This window comes from Citrobacter sp. Cu096 (assembly GCF_030332285.1).
GTDB lineage: Bacteria > Pseudomonadota > Gammaproteobacteria > Enterobacterales > Enterobacteriaceae > Citrobacter > Citrobacter meridianamericanus.
The window spans coordinates 1,402,295-1,420,663 of sequence record NZ_JAOWID010000030.1; the positions used below are offsets into that span (position 1 = coordinate 1,402,295).

Annotated in this window: 16 protein-coding genes and 1 pseudogene; 7 read left to right on the forward strand and 10 right to left on the reverse strand. The window is 50.1% G+C overall.

What is annotated here, in order from left to right; translation table 11 throughout:
• Positions 1–40: 40 nt before the first annotated feature.
• The 6 genes from OGX99_RS21100 to ttrS form a co-directional block, all read right to left on the reverse strand.
• Positions 41–706: a YdhW family putative oxidoreductase system protein gene (locus OGX99_RS21100; protein WP_151219048.1), complete on the reverse strand. Its 666-nt coding sequence runs from the start codon at positions 704–706 to the stop codon at positions 41–43.
• Between the two features lie 10 nt (positions 707–716).
• Complete coding sequence (locus OGX99_RS21105; RefSeq protein ID WP_151219110.1) at positions 717–2,819, reverse strand: aldehyde ferredoxin oxidoreductase; 2,103 nt, start codon at positions 2,817–2,819, stop codon at positions 717–719.
• Positions 2,820–2,939: 120 nt separating this feature from the next.
• Positions 2,940–3,566: a ferredoxin-like protein gene (locus OGX99_RS21110; protein ID WP_003029338.1), complete on the reverse strand. Its 627-nt coding sequence runs from the start codon at positions 3,564–3,566 to the stop codon at positions 2,940–2,942.
• Positions 3,567–4,045: 479 nt separating this feature from the next.
• Positions 4,046–4,255 carry a fumarate hydratase FumD gene (gene fumD / locus OGX99_RS21115; RefSeq protein WP_151219047.1) on the reverse strand — a complete coding sequence of 70 codons (210 nt, stop codon included), beginning with the start codon at positions 4,253–4,255 and terminating at the stop codon, positions 4,046–4,048.
• 92 nt (positions 4,256–4,347) lie between these two features.
• Entirely contained in the window at positions 4,348–4,932 is a 585-nt protein-coding gene (gene ttrR, locus OGX99_RS21120) for a tetrathionate respiration response regulator TtrR (protein ID WP_151225391.1), read from the reverse strand.
• A complete protein-coding gene (ttrS, locus tag OGX99_RS21125) occupies positions 4,907–6,640 on the reverse strand; it encodes a tetrathionate respiration histidine kinase TtrS (protein ID WP_286545335.1) in 1,734 nt (577 codons plus the stop codon). The genes ttrR and ttrS overlap by 26 nt, the downstream gene beginning before the upstream one ends.
• A 226-nt stretch (positions 6,641–6,866) precedes the next feature.
• Here ttrS and ttrB point away from each other — a divergent pair, with 226 nt between their 5' ends.
• The 4 genes from ttrB to OGX99_RS21145 all read left to right on the forward strand — a co-directional run bounded on the left by ttrB (position 6,867) and on the right by OGX99_RS21145 (position 12,567).
• Complete coding sequence (gene ttrB, locus OGX99_RS21130; protein ID WP_353655339.1) at positions 6,867–7,601, forward strand: tetrathionate reductase subunit TtrB; 735 nt, start codon at positions 6,867–6,869, stop codon at positions 7,599–7,601.
• Complete coding sequence (gene ttrC / locus OGX99_RS21135) at positions 7,602–8,624, forward strand: tetrathionate reductase subunit TtrC (protein ID WP_286544999.1); 1,023 nt, start codon at positions 7,602–7,604, stop codon at positions 8,622–8,624.
• Positions 8,617–11,688, forward strand: coding sequence for a tetrathionate reductase subunit TtrA (gene ttrA / locus OGX99_RS21140; RefSeq protein ID WP_286545002.1), 3,072 nt, complete (start codon positions 8,617–8,619; stop codon positions 11,686–11,688). The genes ttrC and ttrA overlap by 8 nt, the downstream gene beginning before the upstream one ends.
• A gap of 282 nt (positions 11,689–11,970) precedes the next feature.
• Entirely contained in the window at positions 11,971–12,567 is a 597-nt protein-coding gene (locus tag OGX99_RS21145; RefSeq protein ID WP_286545005.1) for a hypothetical protein, read from the forward strand.
• Positions 12,568–13,116: 549 nt separating this feature from the next.
• Here the strand turns inward: OGX99_RS21145 and OGX99_RS21150 are convergent.
• From OGX99_RS21150 to OGX99_RS21165, 4 genes and pseudogenes are all read right to left on the reverse strand, one after another.
• Positions 13,117–13,239 (reverse strand): annotated as a pseudogene (locus tag OGX99_RS21150) (hypothetical protein); the annotation flags it as partial.
• 16 nt (positions 13,240–13,255) lie between these two features.
• Positions 13,256–14,068, reverse strand: coding sequence for a MetQ/NlpA family ABC transporter substrate-binding protein (locus tag OGX99_RS21155; RefSeq protein ID WP_187252528.1), 813 nt, complete (start codon positions 14,066–14,068; stop codon positions 13,256–13,258).
• Positions 14,069–14,089: 21 nt separating this feature from the next.
• A complete protein-coding gene (locus OGX99_RS21160) occupies positions 14,090–14,758 on the reverse strand; it encodes a methionine ABC transporter permease (RefSeq protein ID WP_151219043.1) in 669 nt (222 codons plus the stop codon).
• Positions 14,751–15,773 (reverse strand): methionine ABC transporter ATP-binding protein, encoded by a 1,023-nt coding sequence (locus tag OGX99_RS21165; RefSeq protein ID WP_151219042.1) that lies wholly within the window; start codon positions 15,771–15,773, stop codon positions 14,751–14,753. The genes OGX99_RS21160 and OGX99_RS21165 overlap by 8 nt, the downstream gene beginning before the upstream one ends.
• A 376-nt stretch (positions 15,774–16,149) precedes the next feature.
• Between OGX99_RS21165 and ynhH the strand changes: the two genes are divergently transcribed.
• From ynhH to lpp, 3 genes are all read left to right on the forward strand, one after another.
• The gene (gene ynhH / locus OGX99_RS21170; protein WP_242637968.1) at positions 16,150–16,344 is read left to right on the forward strand and encodes a protein YnhH; all 195 of its coding nucleotides are present in this window, start codon (positions 16,150–16,152) and stop codon (positions 16,342–16,344) included.
• 7 nt (positions 16,345–16,351) lie between these two features.
• Positions 16,352–17,764 (forward strand): pyruvate kinase PykF, encoded by a 1,413-nt coding sequence (gene pykF, locus OGX99_RS21175; RefSeq protein WP_003029366.1) that lies wholly within the window; start codon positions 16,352–16,354, stop codon positions 17,762–17,764.
• Positions 17,765–18,072: 308 nt separating this feature from the next.
• Complete coding sequence (gene lpp, locus OGX99_RS21180; RefSeq protein ID WP_003029373.1) at positions 18,073–18,309, forward strand: murein lipoprotein Lpp; 237 nt, start codon at positions 18,073–18,075, stop codon at positions 18,307–18,309.
• Positions 18,310–18,369: the final 60 nt, after the last annotated feature.

The following is an 18,369-nucleotide window of genomic DNA, read 5'->3' on the forward strand; positions in this document are numbered from 1 at the left end:
AGTGGTCGTCCACACGTTCCATGACATCAACCTGAAAAATTCAGGGGTTCTGATACTGCTCAACCTCAAGCCATTCGCACAGGCCGTACGCTTTGCCATAACTCATAAAACGTTCGCTAAACAGATAAGGCTCCGCATTTGACGATTCCACAGTCCGTATATCTGCGTAATCAGGATGCATTTCCATGGCCGTTAGCGCCGCTGTAACCTGCTGAGATTCAAAGCTATACGGCGGTTGCATCAACATGGCGACCTTATAGGGGCGAGGGTACGTTCGACAATCAAAACGTACCGCCTCGGCAATCGCGAGGCAGATGTCGTTTTCCACTACCTGCACACACATGTTGGCGTAGTTTGCCGTCATGGTTTGCGTCGAATAGAAATACGCATCTTCGGTGCCCTGCACACAGGTGATATCCGTGCTATTCGCATCCAGACACAGCGCATCCAGTAGCGCGGAGAGATCGGTTTCAGGGACCGAGTAAGGTGGTAGCAAAAACAGACTACGCGCCACCAGTTGCCCCGAAACTGAATGCTGACGGATAAAATCTGCCACAATCGCCTGCGGGTTGGCGGGGTCCTGAACCTGCGGCACACTCACCTGTTCTACCGGCGGGTGAAAAGCCTGCAACCATTGTCTCTTGTGGCCATCTACCTCGTCAGGAAGCGCCTCATCGGGTGTCAGAACATCGCTCACGTTTGTCATCTCGCGTTCCTTACGCCGGCAACAGATCTTGCGCCGCCAAATCAGCGGCTACATCTTCAAGTCCGAGTCGGTTCAGGGTTTCACGCGTTGGGCAACCCAGCTCTGGATCCCAGCCCATTTCCTGATAGAACATCGTCAATGACTGACGCATATCTTCCCGATCCATCTTGTCGGTCCCTTCAGTGAAGACGGGGATCTTCGGATCTTTATCGAACACCCAGGAGCAGATGAGATCGTGCTCATTGCGCATATCTTTGGTTTGCATCAGTTTGACGGTATAAGCACGATGCAAAGTAAAGATGCGTTCAGCAGCCAGATCCAGACTCGCTTGCGTGGTTTCATCGCCGGTGACCGCCTGGAAGAATTTTGCTTCCAGATCCAAATCCCCGCGATAGTTGCGGCTCTTGAGCGGGGAAACCGTCATCGGCCAGACCCAGTTGCACAACGTCACCGCGTTATGCAGGCAGACTTTCAGCAGCGTCCATTTGGCATATTTGATCTTGGCAGCATTGATCGGGGTGTAGTTTTTGGTTTCATCGTAGGCATCCTGTGAACCAAACAGCTCGCCCGCCACTTCGCGCTGCAATTTCAACGGCAAACCGGAACCGATGAAGTTGATATGGGTGTGCGCCATGCAGTCACGGTTAAACATACAGTTGGTGATCGCCCCCACCTGCGCTGAAGCCTCGTTCGCATGGTGAACAGGAAAACCGAACGGTGACCACAGTTTATTTTTGGCGTAGCCCCAGTACTCTTCGCCCAGATCCCAGCGCTCAGCAATGGCATACGAGCCGTCCGCAAGGTGGCTAAGTTCGCCTACGCGGTGCGCCAGTCGATAGTAAAAGTCTTTAATAAAATTAGGATCGCCTTCTTCCAGCTGATCCCACCTGATCTCCGCATACTCCTCTGCTGGCAGCACGCGCTTAAATACGCCTTTCGAATAACAGTAAGTAAAGTCACGATGTAACTGCCCGTAGTTACACCAGATGCCGTAATCGTCAAACAGGTTCAGGCCAATCAGGTTCCCCACCACGCGCCCATCGTCTTTATCGTCGAAATCTTTCGGGCCATTGGGGAAAATGGTGGTGTGGACAAAGTTCGCTACGCAAGTATTACCACCGGTACTCGGTACACCAAAATCTTTCACCCGCGGGACATTGAGCTGCGACATACAGCGAATTGGGCAAGAATGGCAGCCGCTCATTTTGACCGTGTACTTCTCAGCGGCTGGTCCCAGATCGAAAACGGATTTATAGGTTCGAAAACCCACGGTATTCTGGTTGCCAGGCGGGATTTCCCCGGTTTCGATTGGTCCCCCTTCTGCTGCGCCCCAGAAGAGTCCCTTACGCGCCGTCCAGCGGGAATTTGGCGAAGAGTATTCCGCCCAGGCCTGCGGGGTGCTTGGCACAACGTGGTTGTTGTTGGCACCGATGAGCTCGGTCATCATGTAGTCATTGAGCCGTTTCATCTCTTTGCGGTCGGCAATATTGACGCCTTTAGTGCCTTCTACCGCAATAGCCTTCAGGTTTTTCGAGCCCATTACTGCGCCGGTACCAGCACCGCCGCTGTGGTTACGACTGTTGATCATGCAGGAGAGCGGCACAAGATTTTCCCCCGCCTGGCCTATCGCGGCAACGCAGGTTTCAGGACTGGTAATGCGGCAAATTTCTTCAGTTGTGGCGCGCGTCCCCTTACCCCACAGGAAATCGGCTTTTTCGATGCTAACCTTATCGTCTTTAATGTTGAGCCAGACGGGGGTCGCGGATTTGCCTTCAATAATAATGGCGTCGTAACCGGCGAATTTCATTTGCGCGGCAAAGAATCCCCCCATATGGGCATCCACGACTAAATTACCTTTGGTAAAGGTCGATAAGGAGGTGATATTGACGCGGGAGCTACACGGAGCACCAGAACCCGTTAACGGCCCGGTGGCAAAAACCAGCTTATTCCCTTCATCAAAAGGCATGGTGCCGGGCGGAACTTCGTCGTACATAATTTTATAACCAAAGCCCATCCCGCCGACAAATTTTTTAAATTTACTGGAATCCTCAAGGGTGATATTACCCGTAGAGAGATTGACCCGTAAAATATTACCTGTCCAACCATTAGCCATCATGTTTTCCTTTGCAAGAAGGTTTAATAGATATACTCGCCATCCGTCAGGCATTTTTTTTCTGCAACACCGCGATATTTTCGGCAATTAATGACGCGTATCAGGCATGCCTGCTATCTATCAAACAGTAATATCTTTCCACTCGATAATTTTTAATGCCCCAGTTGGACACGCATTTGCGCATTCCCCGCATAACACACATTTTGAGGATTTTTTGGTTTCGGTATTCACGGTCGCCATCATCCACGGACAGGCAGTAGTACACGCGCTGCAGCCAATACAACGTTTGTGATCCACGGCAATACAACCGTCTTCCTGTTTCCAGGTAATAGCGCCAATGGGGCAGACCTTCATACATTGCGGATCTTTGCACTGACGACAGGTATCAGCGGTATAGTTTAAATCGCCATACAGTCCGCCACCGGAGCCAACACCATCATCGCCAAAGAAGAAATTGCGATGGATTTTTATACGGGAAAAGAAAGTGCCCACGGCACCATCGTTATAATTAGTGCAGGAAATTTCACAGCGGTGGCAGCCCGTACAGCGTGCTCGTTGGGTCACCAGCACCCCTTTCGGCGTATTGATAAGACCCACAGTACCGCTGTCGACATCTTCCTGCTTACAGCCAAAAAGTGATAACAACGCAGGGGCGATGGTTAATCCCGCAAGGCCTTTGCCTGATATCCGCAGAAATTCAAGCCGCGTTAAACCACAATCTAAAAATGGACGATCAACCTGGTTCATTTATTTCGCATCCTCTTCGCAAACGCTGTGGTAGCAACACCTCCAGGCTAAATTAAACCAGTGCAGCTCAAGCCATTTCGAGCGATTAATGTTGCCAACAACACGTAAATTTTTGCCCTAACCTGATCGTGTAAATGACGGTGGTTAAACTGAATGAATCTAATCCTTTGGGGTTAGGCACAGGAATAATGTGGTTATTTAGGGCTTATAGTTTTGATCGTCATCAATTAAAAAACGGAAGGAAAATAATTAATGCGGAGTGATATTTATTATCATTAAGATAAATTGAAATAGAATTTCATATGATTTACAAATATTTGTGACCCCACTCTCATATATATTTTATATATCAAACGATATACAATTTAATATACAGCGAAAAACCTTCTTCTGATTGCAGTACTAAATTATATATATTGGTAGATTAACGTAACGAGAATAAGAGGACGGCGAAGAATCTCCCTTCCTCTTTTTATGAATTAACCGGCCAACGCTTTAATTACAGTCTCGATTGCCTCTTTTTCTAACTCGCTGCGCTTCACACGCTGATTGGCGAGGGTCGTTCTCAGTACTCCCGCAATGACGATATGCTTAGGCTCCTGTCCCAGATCGCGCATTTCCAGCACTACTTTACCGACTACTCTGCACATTTCACGGTACAACTCGTCGTCTTTGGTCTGATTTCCCATTTTTGCCTGCTCGTCATTAACTCAAACCCACAGCATATATCAGTATGGCGGTTTAGACAAAATTCAATGAAAATCAATCAAATGTCATCAATCTACAGAACCTGTTGAAGACGGTTAACCAGCTCAGCCAGGCTCCCCGCCTGCATTTTTTCCATCACCCGCGCCCGATGAACCTCAACCGTACGCACGGCAATATTCATGGCGTCAGCAATTTCCCGATTCATTAACCCTTTTGCTACCAGTTGTGCCAACTCTCGCTCCTTTGGCGTAAGCTGCTGATAGCAGACCACGATCTTTTGTCGCGAGAAGGCGGCCTGAGAAACCTGCAATGCATGCTCTAATGCCGCCTGCAGCGGCGCGGCGGACACCGGCTTTTGCAAAAAATCGACAGCACCGCGTTTCATTTGTTCAACCGCCATCGGCACATCGCCATGCCCGGTGAGAAAGACGACCGCCAGCGTGCTCTTTCGCTGACGCATTGCTTCATGCACCGCGTGTCCATCGAGTACCGGCATCCGCATATCCAGCAGAAGTACGCCCACCTGGTGCAGATTTGCCCTGGCAAGGAATGTTTCGCCTTGCTCCCAGCAACTCACCTCATATCCCAGACTTTCCAGTAAAAACGCACAGGCCTGGGTTACAGCGATGTCGTCATCCAGCAGATGAATGATTGCCACGACGGCCCTCCTCCTGGTTTTGCTTAAAATGTAATGTCACTACTGCACCTGCTTTTTCATCGGGAGCTGGATGATTTTTGATATCAATGTCTCCGTTTGCGAAGCGTACCAACCGCTGGCAAATCACCAGCCCGAGTCCCATGCCCTCTTTACGCGTGGTCATAAACGGCTGAAAAGCCTGGTACAACTGAGCCTCATCAATGCCTCCGGCATTATCCTGCAGCTGAATACTCACACCGCCATCCTGACGCAAGGCGCTAAACCACACTGTGGTAGCCCCGGCCTGGGCGGCATTGAGTACCAGATTGGCCAGCACCTGTTCGAGAAGAACGCTCGGCAACGTTAGCGTTAACGCCTTGCTAACTCGCGTTTGCAGCGCTATCGCCGGGAATTGCTGAGGCATGCGCAATAATTGCCAGACGTGATGGATTGCATCGTGAACGTTGACGGCTTGCCAGTCATCGGTCATCACCGGATTACCCTGTGCCTGACTGACCCACTGACGAAGATTGCGCAGCGTATCAGCGCCCCGCTGCGCCTGAGTATCAATGTGTTCCAGCGCGGGTAACAATGGGTGTTGTTCATCCTGACCGCGCAGGCGAATCAGACAACCTTGCGCATAATGGCGGATAGCCGACAGCGGCTGGTTTAGCTCATGGGCAAAGCCGGAAGTCATCTCTCCTAACACGCTCATTTGGCGAGCCGTTTCCAACGCCTGCTCCTGTTTGCGCAACAGTACGTTGTTTCGTTCCAGTTGCCTGCCGCGTCGGCGAACCAACAACATCACCCAGATGTAGTTGAGGGTGAGCAACAACAGCACTATGGCCGCCGCTCCCATCGCCAGCCGATGTTGAATAAACCAGCTTTTGACATCAAGCCACAGCTGCCGCTGCTGCGGATGCTGGCGGACATCGCGCAGCAACGCTTCCACCTCGCGGGTCGAGGCGGGCGCTCCCCAGCGAAATGTCGCGTCCTGCGGCGCATTAAACAGGGCCCGCGTGACGCGATCGGCCAGCTCGTCGCTTACCGCGGGCAGCGCCGCAAATGACCAGTCAGGATAGAGCGGCGTGCTGGTTAAACAGGGAATCGACGTCGGATAGTTAAGCACGGTCATAAAATCTGTTTTACGAACCAGCCCTTCTTCATCCATTTTTTCCAGCAGGCATACCGGCACAATCACCGCCTGCACGGCTTTTTCGCGTAATAAATAGAGTAACGCGTCAGCGGGAAATCCAGTAAATGTCAGGCGCAAATCACGCTCCGGGCGCAGGCCTGCATCGCTAAGTGCTTTATATCCTAATAAATAGCCGCCAAATGCCTGCGCATCAATGGCGCCAACGGTTTTGCCGATCAGATCGTGTGGAGAGGTTATCCCGCTGTCGCGTCTGACAAGGATCGCGCTGCCAATTACGTTACTGGCGGCTTTCCCGCCGCGGGTAGAGCGCAGCGAAGCCAGCCAGCGCAGCGCCGAACGGCTGTTTAGCTGAACAAACTGCGCCGGATTAGTGACTACAAATTGTACTGTTCCGCGATTCACCGCCTCCTGCATCTGGTGCAGATCCAGCGGTTGAATGTGAAACTGTTCGCCGGGGATTTGCTGATTTAACATAGTCTCCAGCGGCTGCCAGTGATTACGTGTGGAGACGTCCCCACGCATTGCCAAAATACCAATGTTCCATGTCTGTGCCCTGACTACACCGCTCAGCATCCACAGCGACGCCAGCAGCGTCAGACATTTTACTACGTTGCGTCCCACTCAATTATCCCTGTCTTATATGTTGTTTTAGATCAACAACTAGCCGGGTATGTGGTTAACCACAATAGAGTACTCCCCGTCACGATTTTTACACTGTAAATCATCGAGATTCTTTATTCATCACACGCAATCAACGGCGTGACCAATGTTTCGTTGTTGCATCGTGACGGGAGAAAATATGGACAGCAGTAAACGGCAGTTTCTCCAGCAACTTGGCGTCCTGACCGCTGGCGCATCGCTGGTACCTTTGGCTCAGGCGCAATTTCCCTTTTCGCCTGAACGCCATGAAGGCTCACTTCAGCATCGCTACGCCATGCTGGTTGACCTGCGACGCTGTATTGGCTGCCAGGCCTGTACCGTCAGTTGCGCTATTGAAAACCAGACGCCGCAAGGCGAGTTTCGTACCCTCGTCAATCAGTATCAGGTGCAAATTGAAGGCCATCTGAGCGTCACTAACGTTCTGCTGCCGCGTCTGTGCAATCATTGTGATAATCCCCCCTGCGTTCCCGTTTGCCCAGTACAGGCCACCTTCCAACGCGAAGATGGCATTGTGGTGGTCGACAACACGCGGTGTGTGGGGTGCGCCTACTGCGTTCAGGCCTGTCCTTATGATGCGCGGTTCATCAACCATGAAACGCAAACCGCCGATAAATGCACTTTTTGTGTTCATCGCCTGGAAGCTGGCCTGCTCCCGGCCTGCGTGGAATCCTGCGTCGGCGGCGCACGCATTATCGGCGATATCAAAGATCCGCACAGCCGAATTTCGCAAATGCTGCATGAACACCATGACGCCATCAAAGTCCTGAAACCGGAAAACGGGACTTCACCCCACGTGTTCTATCTGGGCCTGGATGAAGCGTTTGTCACCACGTTGATGGGACGCGCTCAACCCGCTCTCTGGCAGGAGGTTTAAATGAACCATTCACTAATTATCGACGAGGTTCTGGCCCATCCCCAGGACGTAAGCTGGTTACCCTGGGCCGTACAATATTTCTTTTTCATCGGCATTGCTGCCTGCGCCGCGCTGTTCGCCTGTGTGCTTCACTGGCGCAAACAAGAGACGCCGGAACTGGAAAACATGACGCTGCTAATCGCCCTGACCTGCGCAATTACTGCGCCGCTAGCGCTGACCGCTGACTTACACCAAACTGCCCGCGTCTGGCATTTTTATGCTTTTCCGACGCCGTGGTCGTGGATGCCGTGGGGCGCGCTGTTTTTACCGCTATTTACTGGCTTCCTGGGTCTGTGGTTTCTGGCGCAGCACGTTAAACGGCTCACACTTAAAAGTTACAGTGTCACAAAATGGTTAGCATTGGGTAGCGCACTTTCGGCCATCGGACTGCTGATTTATACCGGACGCGAAGTGTCGGTAGTTCAGGCGCGCCCCGTCTGGTTCAGCTACGCCTTTCCGGTTGCGATGTTTCTCAGCGCCTTGCAAACATTTCTCGCCCTACTCATCTCAGTATCTAAAAGCGAGGGAACATTAGCGCGCAAACTAGCGCGGGGACAGATAGTCACCCTGGTAGCACTGGCTTTAGTGGTAGTGGCGTGGGCAAGCGGTAATACGCTTTCCGGTTCGGCTATCCGCCAATGGCTGGATGTGGCCTCTTCGGCACAACACGACGCCATCGGCTGGGTTGTGCTCTGGCTTATTTCGCTTGTTCTTTGCACGCTGGTGCTACGTAACCCCTTATCGCTGCCGCTGCGCATAGTACTCGCGTTAAGCGCAATGGCACTGTGCTGGCTGATGCGCTGGACATTACTCATTCAGGTACAGACCGTACCGAAATTTAACGCGCAGTTTAATCCTTACACCTTGCCCAGCGGTACAGATGGTTGGCTAGCCATTGTGGGTACCTTCGGCCTGTGGATTGCGCTGATCATTATTGTTCGTGAAGCCCTGAACGCGATCGCAAGGAGAATGCAACATGGCTAATTTAACCCGTCGTCAGTGGCTTAAAGTGGGCCTTGCCGTAGGTGGTATGGTGACTTTTGGCCTGAGTTATCGGGACGTGGCAAAGCGCGCGATAGACGGTTTACTGGACGGAACCTCGGGCAAAATTACCCGTGACCGCATTTTTGGTAACGCCCTCATCCCTGAAGCTAATGCCCAGCCGCGCTGGCAGCAGAACCCACAGCAGGTTATCTCCATGACGCAGTGCTTCGGCTGCTGGACGCAGTGTGGCGTGCGGGTTCGCGTTGACAGTGAACAAGGTAAGGTACTTCGCATTGCGGGCAATCCGTATCATCCGTTGTCTCAGGAGCATCATATTGACTCCGCCGTCCCCTTTGCCACTGCAATGGAACAGCTGGCGGGCGAATCGGGTCTGGACGCGCGTTCCACTGCCTGCGCCCGTGGCGCCACCTTACTTGAAGGACTATACAGCCCGCTGCGCATTCTGGAGCCAATGAAACGCGTCGGCAAACGCGGTGAAGGAAAATGGCAACGCATTAGTTTTGAACAATTGATCAAAGAGGTAGTGGAAGGTGGCGATTTGTTTGGTGAAGGTCACGTTGATGGCTTGCGCGCAATCCATAACACCAACACACCGCTTGATGCCGGACATCCCGGATTTGGCCCAAAATCCAATCAACTGCTGGTAACCAATACCAGCGATGAAGGTCGTGATTCATTTTTACGCCGCTTCGCACTGAACAGTTTTGGCAGTAAAAACTTCGGTGCCCATGGCGCATACTGCGGTCTGGCTTATCGGGCAGGTTCCGGCGCGCTAATGGGCGATCTGGATAAAAACACCCACGTGAAGCCCGACTGGGACAACGTCGAATTTGCGCTGTTTATGGGTACGTCTCCGGCGCAATCCGGCAACCCGTTTAAGCGCCAGGCTCGCCAACTGGCCAGTGCCCGTTTACGTAACGACTTCCGGTATGTAGTGGTGGCACCAGCCCTGCCATTAACCACCGTACTGGCTGACGATCGCGGCCACTGGCAGCCCGTACGCCCAGGAAGTGACTCCGCGCTGGCGATGGGGATGATCCGTTGGATTATCGATAAACAACGTTATAACGCCGATTACCTCGCCATACCCGGCGTGCAGGCCATGCAGCAGGCAGGAGAAAAAAGTTGGACCAACGCGACGCATCTGGTGATTACCAATGAGCTTCCAACCCTTGCCGGACAGCATTTAACCCTCGCGCACCTGAGCGCAGATGCCGCCCAGGTGCCGGTAGTCATTAACGAAGCTGGCGAAATTGTCGCAGCCAGCAGTTGTGCGCGCGCGCAGCTATTCGTCACCCGCGACGTCACGCTGGCAGACGGACAGACGGTGACCGTAAAAAGCAGCCTTCAATGTCTGAAAGAGTCCGCAGGGAAACTGTCGCTGGCACAATACAGCCAGCAGTGCGGCGTATCTGAAGCAGACATTGGCGCACTGGCCGACGCGTTTACCCGCCATGGCCGTAAAGCGGCGGTGATCACGCATGGTGGAATGATGGCAGGCAATGGATTCTATAATGCCTGGTCAGTGATGATGCTCAATGCGCTGATTGGCAACCTCAGTCTTGAAGGCGGCGTGTTTGTCGGCGGCGGCAAGTTTAATGGCGCCACCGACGGCCCACGCTACAACATGGACAGCTTCGCCGGGAAGGTTAAACCCAAAGGGTTAAGCATCGCGCGCAGTAAAACGGCTTATGAGTCTTCCGAAGAGTACCGTAATAAGGTGGCTACCGGACAGTCGCCCTTCCCGGCCAAAGCCCCGTGGTATCCGTTTGTTGCCGGTCAGCTCACTGAACTCCTCGTCTCAGCGTTGGAAGGTTACCCTTATCCGCTAAAAGCCTGGATCTCTAATATGACCAATCCGTTCTACGGCATTGCAGGGTTGCGCGCCGTGGCGGAAGAAAAGCTTAAAGATCCTGCGCGTTTGCCGCTGTTTATCGCCATTGACGCTTTTATGAACGAAACCACGGCGCTGGCAGATTACATCGTGCCAGATACCCACAACTTTGAAAGCTGGGGATTCAGTGCGCCGTGGGCGGGTGTCGCCAGCAAAGCGACCACAGCGCGTTGGCCTGTCGTCAGAGCCGCAACCAGCACTACCGCAGATGGTCAACCGGCCTCGATGGAAGCTTTTTGTATCGCCGTTGCGAAACGTATCGGACTACCCGGATTTGGCGACAACGCAATTACCGATCCGCAGGGCAATCACTATCCGTTGAATCGTGCGGAAGATTACTACCTGCGACTCGCCGCCAATATTGCGTTTATGGGCAAAGTGCCTGTGGCAGAGGCACGGGAAGATGACATCGCGCTGACCGGGGTGCAACGAATCTTGCCTGTAATGACTCAAACGTTAAAAACCGATGAGGTAAGCCGCGTGGCGTTTATCTATTCGCGCGGTGGCCGTTTTGCGCCGGATAACAGTGGTCGGGTCGATAACCGTGTCGGCAATGCGTGGGAAAAACCGCTGCAAATATGGAATGCGGACGTCGCCGCGCACCGCCATGCGATTACCGGCGAGCGTTACAGCGGCTGCCCCGCCTGGTATCCTTCGCGCCTGTCAGATGGACGTGCGGTCGAGGAATTGTTCCCGGAACAAGAGTGGCCGCTGAAACTGATTTCCTTTAAATCCAATACTATGTCCAGCGCCACGGCGGTGATCCCGCGCCTGCATCATCTGAAACCGGTTAATCTGGTGGCGCTCAATCCGCAGGATGGTGAGCGGTATGGTTTAGCACATGGCGATAGGGTGCGGATCACTACGCCTGGCGGGCAGGCGCAGGCGCAGATAAGCCTGCTGCATGGCGTCATGCCGGGCGTGATCGCCATTGAACACGGTTACGGGCATAAAGAGATGGGCGCAGCTCAGCATACGCTCGACGGCAAGCCAATGGCATTTGATGCACAAATAAAGTCAGGAATTAATCTCAATGATTTGGGCTTTGCGGATCCTACCCGACAGGTTGCCAATACCTGGCTTGACTGGGTGTCGGGAGCCGCAGTGCGCCAGGGATTGCCAGCGAGAATTGAGCGTATAAATTGTTAATCATGTTAATAAAAGCATCAGAAAAATATTATAACGCATTCATAGAACAAATTTAATTAAATTAATTATTGAAAGCCTGAATTATTCAAAAAAAGATTCAGGCTTTTTTATGCTTTATGCTTTATGCTTTATGCTTTATGCTTTATGCTTTATGCTTTATGCTTTATGCTTTATGCTTTATGCTTTATGCTTTATGCTTTATGCTTTATGCTACAGGAATCACATAATTGACATAAAAATTAGTTTTTTATTGTTCTTTTAACCGATGAGTAAGTTTCTGAAATGTATTTCTATCAAAGCAACAGAGAAATTTGTCAGTACATAAGCGAACATGAATTATGGGTTTTAGGTCGGGTCACTGGGATATTTTTAAAAATATTTAGAGAGCATATTGATCTTGCACAGTATGATGATATTAAAAAAGCACTGAGATTGTCTTCGTCGTCTATTGTTCATAAATGGAATCAGACCGGGATTAACGATATTGAAGGTTACGCAACTTATATAGAAAAATCAGCAAAACTGGTAAAGCTAATGAAAACATTCAATAAAGTTGGCATTGCCCTGTCAGCATTGAATGGTGCTAATTCTATTTATGATACCTGTACAATTGGTAGAGATTGTGAAAAAACGGCTTACACTGAAATTGGCAAGTTTTCAGGGGGTTTGCTAGTTCCAGCTATGTTTAATGCTTCAATCAAATCTGGTACGACCGCTATATGTTCAGTAGTATTGACTGTATTAAGTGCTCCAGAAGGAGGTATTGGAGGTATTGCTTGCGGGATCGTTGTACAGGCAGCGGCAGCATTTGGCGTAAGCAAAGCAGGAGAAGAGATAGGTGAAACGTCCGGAGAGGTAATATACAATAAGAAAAAATAAAATATGGGAAAAGCAAGAGTTATTATTTATCTATAGGATAAAGAGAGAAAATGATTAGTAAATCATTAATTACTTTAAGTTTAATAGGTATAGTATTTTTAGGAGGTATAATTATATACATTCTAATGTTTATAACCAATAGAAATTTTTATACTATATGTGATTTATATAAAAATAAATTTGGGAGCTTACCATTAAGCACAGAGTTATTTTACACGTCATCACCATTTTTTTTGGCAGGATATAATATGAAAATGAGCTTCATATTATATCCTATACTATATAATAAAAAGTCAAAATATAGCGAAATATTAATGATGTGGAGTTTATACGTTCGCTTCCTAAAAAACTCACAAGAATATATGTAATAAATTATTATTTTAGCATCATTATCTCCTGTTTTTTTTGTATGCTTGCGGCAATGTTATATGTAATAAAATAAATGTTTTATCATGCTGGTGATAATGGTTACATTAATAAATAAAGGGACTCCATCAGAGTCCCTTTATAGTTTTTATTTCAACACCCCATATATCTGATCACCTATCCAGCCATATGGTTAACCGGATCGATTGACGTCAACGTTCCGGTCCATCCTGTATGACCGTATGTTTCTGAACTGGCTAATACACCGAACGTTAACGTCATCAATATGTTACCGTTCATTCGCCACTCGGCAAAAAGCGGATCAGTTATTAACCGGGATCACCGCGCCTTTATATTTGGTACGGATCCAGTCTTGGATTTCTTTGGAGTGCAGGACATCGACCAATGCGACGATATCCTTCTTCTTCTCGTCGCCACGATGCACGGTAATGATGTTGGCGTACGGGTTGTTTTCACCGCTTTCAACGGCAATCGGATCTTTCACCGGATCCAGCCCGGCGTCGATGGCGTAGTTAGCGTTAATCACCACCGCATCGCCTTCATCATTGTTATACATCTGCGGCAACAGCGCTGCTTCCACGTTAGGCAGGAACTTCAGTTTTTTTGGGTTCTCAACAATGTCGCTAATGCGCGCGGTCACTTTATCTACGCCCGGCTTCAGCTTGATCACCCCCTCTTTTTCGAAAATCGACAGAATACGGCCTTCCTCAGATACCGCATCGCGCATGATGACCTTGCCACCTTCCGGCAGATCTTTAAGCGATTTCACTTTTTTCGAATAGATACCAATCGGCTCAATGTGGATCGCCCCAGCGCTGACGAAATCATAGGTATTATCGCCAGCATGATCTTTTATCACGCTGTTAAGGTACGGAATATGCTGGAAGTAGTTAGCGTCAATCTCACGGCCAGCCAGCGCGGTGTTCGGCAGAATGTAATCCTGGAACGGTTTGATCTCCAGATCGATCCCCTGCTTCGCCAGTATAGGTTTAGCCTGCTCAAGGATCTCTGCATGCGGCACGTTGGACGCGCCAACGGTCAGCGTATCTGCCCACGAGGCAAAGCTCAGGGCGCTTAAGGTTGCTGCGGCAAGTAACGTCAGTGATTTTTTCATGATAATGGTTTCCGTATTTTATTAGCGTTTATCTAACAGAGAGGTGATCACATCGCCGCAAAGCTGGATGATGAAAACAATGAGCAAAATCGTCACTGTCGCCACCAGCGTGACGTCGCTGTGGTTGCGCTGGAATCCTTCCAGATAGGCCAAATTCCCTAAACCACCGGCGCCAATCACCCCCGCCATCGCGCTGTAGCTAACCAGTGCAATCAGCGTTACGGTGATGCCGGACACCAAGGCAGGAGAGGATTCTGGCAGTAAAACCCGAAAAATAAGTGTGCTCAGACGTGCGCCCATCGAACGCGTCGCTTCAATCACGCCTTTATCGACTTCACGCAGGGCAATTTCGACCAGCCGCGCATAAAACGGTGCAGCCCCTACGATCAGCGCAGGCAGCGCGGCATTGGCGCCGAGAATGGTGCCAACCATTACTTTGGTAAACGGGATCAGTAGCACGATCAAAATGATGAATGGGATCGAGCGAAAGATATTCACCACCAGCGAAATACCGCTATACACCGCGCGATTGTGAAACAGTCCACCGCGTGCGGTCAGGAATAACGCCAGCCCAAGTGCGATTCCCAGAATAAAGGTCGCTGCGCCTGAAAGGGCAGTCATGTAGAGCGTTTCCTGGGTTGCCGCCAGCAGTTGGTCCCACTTTAGATGAGGAAAAAGTTCTTCAGCCATGTTGAATCACCTCGCCTTCAATGTCGCTCTGGCGCAGGTCGGCCAAAATATTGTTCAATTGTTCTTCTGAGGCCACCACGTGCACCCAGAGCTGACCAAACACACCGTGCGCGGTTTGCGTCATCTTGCCGTGTAAAATGTTAAACGGCAGGCCATAGCGTAGGGTCAATTCGCCAACCACTGGCCGATGTGTACGTTGCCCGGTAAACGTAAGCTTGATCACCACGCCGCCAAGTTCGCTGGCCAACTGCGGGTTGAATTCGTCTTCCTCGCCGTATTGACTCACCTGACGAACGAACTGTCGGGTGATCGCCTGTTGCGGATGAGTAAAAACGCTGAGCACGTCGCCTTCTTCAACGACTTTGCCATTTTCCATGACCGCCACGCGATCGCAGATCTTGCGTACTACGTGCATTTCATGGGTGATCAGCACGATGGTTAATTTGAAGCGACGGTTAATATCGAGCAGTAAATCGAGAATCTGATCGGTGGTTTGCGGATCCAGCGCCGAGGTGGCTTCGTCACACAGCAATACGTCAGGATTATTCGCCAGCGCGCGGGCAATCCCTACCCGTTGTTTTTGTCCACCACTTAGCTGGGACGGATACGCATTTTCGCGACCGCTCAGCCCAACCAGCGCAATCAGTTCGGCAACCCGCGATTTGATAGACGCTTTCGACGCGCCAGCGATTTGCATAGAGAAAGCAATATTCTCGCTAACGGTCCGCGACCACAGCAAATTGAAGTGCTGAAACACCATGCTGATTTTCAGTCTCGCCTGACGTAACGATTCCCCACGGGCGGCAGAGATATCGTGACCGTTAATTGTTACGCTGCCTGAGGTTGGTTTTTCCAACCCATTGAGCAAGCGAATTAAGGTGCTTTTCCCCGCCCCGCTGTAACCAATAATTCCGTAAATCTGTCCCTGTTCAACCGTCAGGTTGACGTTATCGACAGCGGTAATGGCAAGCCTGCCTGGCGTAAACACTTTCGAAATATTTTTCAGGACAATCATGTCGTTTGGGTATCCGCTGCTGCTTAGTGTTCTTCTGCTAGCGCTTTTAGCTGTTTAGCAGTATGGATGTCCAAACGAGTGTAATCAGCAAGGTTGACTTTTAAAATGAATTAAAATGAATTTGATATAACATTTAGAAATATGTCGATATGGTTGGCGTCATGTGCATATAACACAGGCACCGGGATGACGTTTTCAGCATGTTGCGCAACAAACCACAGTGGCAAACAACTTCTTTATCCATACATCTGAACAAATTAATGAATATTTTCTGTAAAACTGCACAGAAGTGTTTTGAAACGCTGTTTCCATTTTCCTTTTTGATATTTTTCAGCGTATAATGCGCGCCAATTGTCTCTTGAATGGTTTCAGCACATTGACCTGTAAAACTCAACGACTACAAAACTCACCATCCCGTTGGGCTGAAACGCAAGCACACATTCCTCTGCACGCTCTTTCGATGTCACCTATCCTTAGAGCGAGGCATCACAACTTTCGTAACTCAGGTTTAGCTTCCCGTCCGTGCGCGGCGGGAGCCAGATTTCCATATCCTTCTCAACTTAAAGACTAAGACTGTCATGAAAAAGACGAAAATTGTTTGCACCATCGGTCCGAAAACCGAATCCGAAGAGATGTTAACCAAAATGCTGGACGCGGGCATGAACGTCATGCGTCTGAACTTCTCCCACGGTGATTACGCAGAACACGGTCAGCGCATCAAGAATTTGCGCAACGTCATGAGCAAAACCGGTAAGAAAGCCGCAATCCTGCTCGACACCAAAGGTCCGGAAATCCGTACCATCAAACTGGAAGGCGGTAACGACGTTTCCCTGAAAGCGGGCCAGACCTTCACATTCACCACCGACAAATCTGTCGTAGGCAACAACGAAATCGTTGCTGTTACCTATGAAGGCTTCACGAAAGATCTGTCCGTCGGCAACACCGTTCTGGTTGACGATGGTTTGATCGGCATGGAAGTTACCGCTATCGAAGGTAACAAAGTTATCTGTAAAGTGCTGAATAACGGCGACCTGGGCGAAAACAAAGGCGTTAACCTGCCAGGCGTTTCCATCGCGCTGCCAGCACTGGCTGAAAAAGACAAACAAGACCTGATCTTCGGTTGCGAACAAGGCGTTGACTTCGTTGCGGCTTCCTTTATCCGTAAACGTTCTGACGTCGTTGAAATCCGTGAGCACCTGAAAGCGCACGGCGGCGAAAACATCCAGATCATCTCCAAAATCGAAAACCAGGAAGGCCTGAACAACTTCGACGAAATCCTCGAAGCGTCTGACGGCATCATGGTTGCTCGTGGCGATATGGGCGTTGAGATCCCGGTTGAAGAAGTTATCTTCGCACAGAAGATGATCATCGAAAAATGTATCCGTGCGCGTAAAGTCGTTATCACTGCGACCCAGATGCTGGACTCGATGATCAAAAACCCGCGTCCGACCCGTGCTGAAGCCGGCGACGTTGCTAACGCCATCCTCGACGGTACCGACGCAGTCATGCTGTCTGGTGAGTCTGCAAAAGGTAAATACCCGCTGGAAGCCGTCACCATCATGGCGACCATCTGTGAGCGTACTGACCGCGTGATGACCAGCCGTCTGGACTTCAACAACGACAGCCGCAAATTGCGCATCACCGAAGCCGTTTGCCGTGGCGCGGTTGAAACTGCAGAAAAACTGGATGCTCCACTGATCGTCGTTGCAACCCAGGGCGGTAAATCTGCTCGCGCAGTACGTAAATACTTCCCGGATGCGACCATTCTGGCGCTGACCACCAATGAAACTACCGCGCGTCAACTGGTGCTGAGCAAAGGTGTTGTTGCACAAGTTGTTAAAGAAATCAGCTCTACCGATGATTTCTATCGCCTGGGCAAAGAAGTTGCTCTGGAGAGCGGTCTGGCTCAGAAAGGCGACGTAGTTGTGATGGTTTCCGGTGCGCTGGTTCCGAGCGGAACCACCAACACTGCATCTGTTCACGTGCTGTAATAATTCCACCGCGAATTAATTTGCTTGAAAAGCGCCCTTGCGGCGCTTTTTTTATTTTATCGATAGCCACAATTAATAAAAAATCAAATCGGATTTCACTATCTAATCCGAGATTATCTAAGATGAATCCGATGGAAGCTTTCTGTTTTCACTCGGTTTTTTAGCTGTTTTTGCACAATTCGATGCTTCTTTGAGCGAACGATCAAAAATAAGTGCATTCCCATCAAAAAAATATTCTCAACATAAAAAACTTTGTGTAATACTTGTAACGCTACATGGAGATTAACTCAATCTAGAGGGTATTAATAATGAATCGTACTAAACTGGTACTGGGCGCGGTAATCCTGGGTTCTACTCTGCTGGCAGGTTGCTCCAGCAATGCTAAAATCGATCAGCTGTCTTCTGACGTTCAGACTCTGAACGCTAAAGTTGACCAGCTGAGCAACGACGTGAACGCAATGCGTTCCGACGTTCAGGCTGCTAAAGATGACGCAGCTCGCGCTAACCAGCGTCTGGACAACGCAGCTACTAAATACCGCAAGTAATAGTATCTGTGTAATAAAAATGGCGCACATTGTGCGCCATTTTTTTGCTCTGAATTTCCT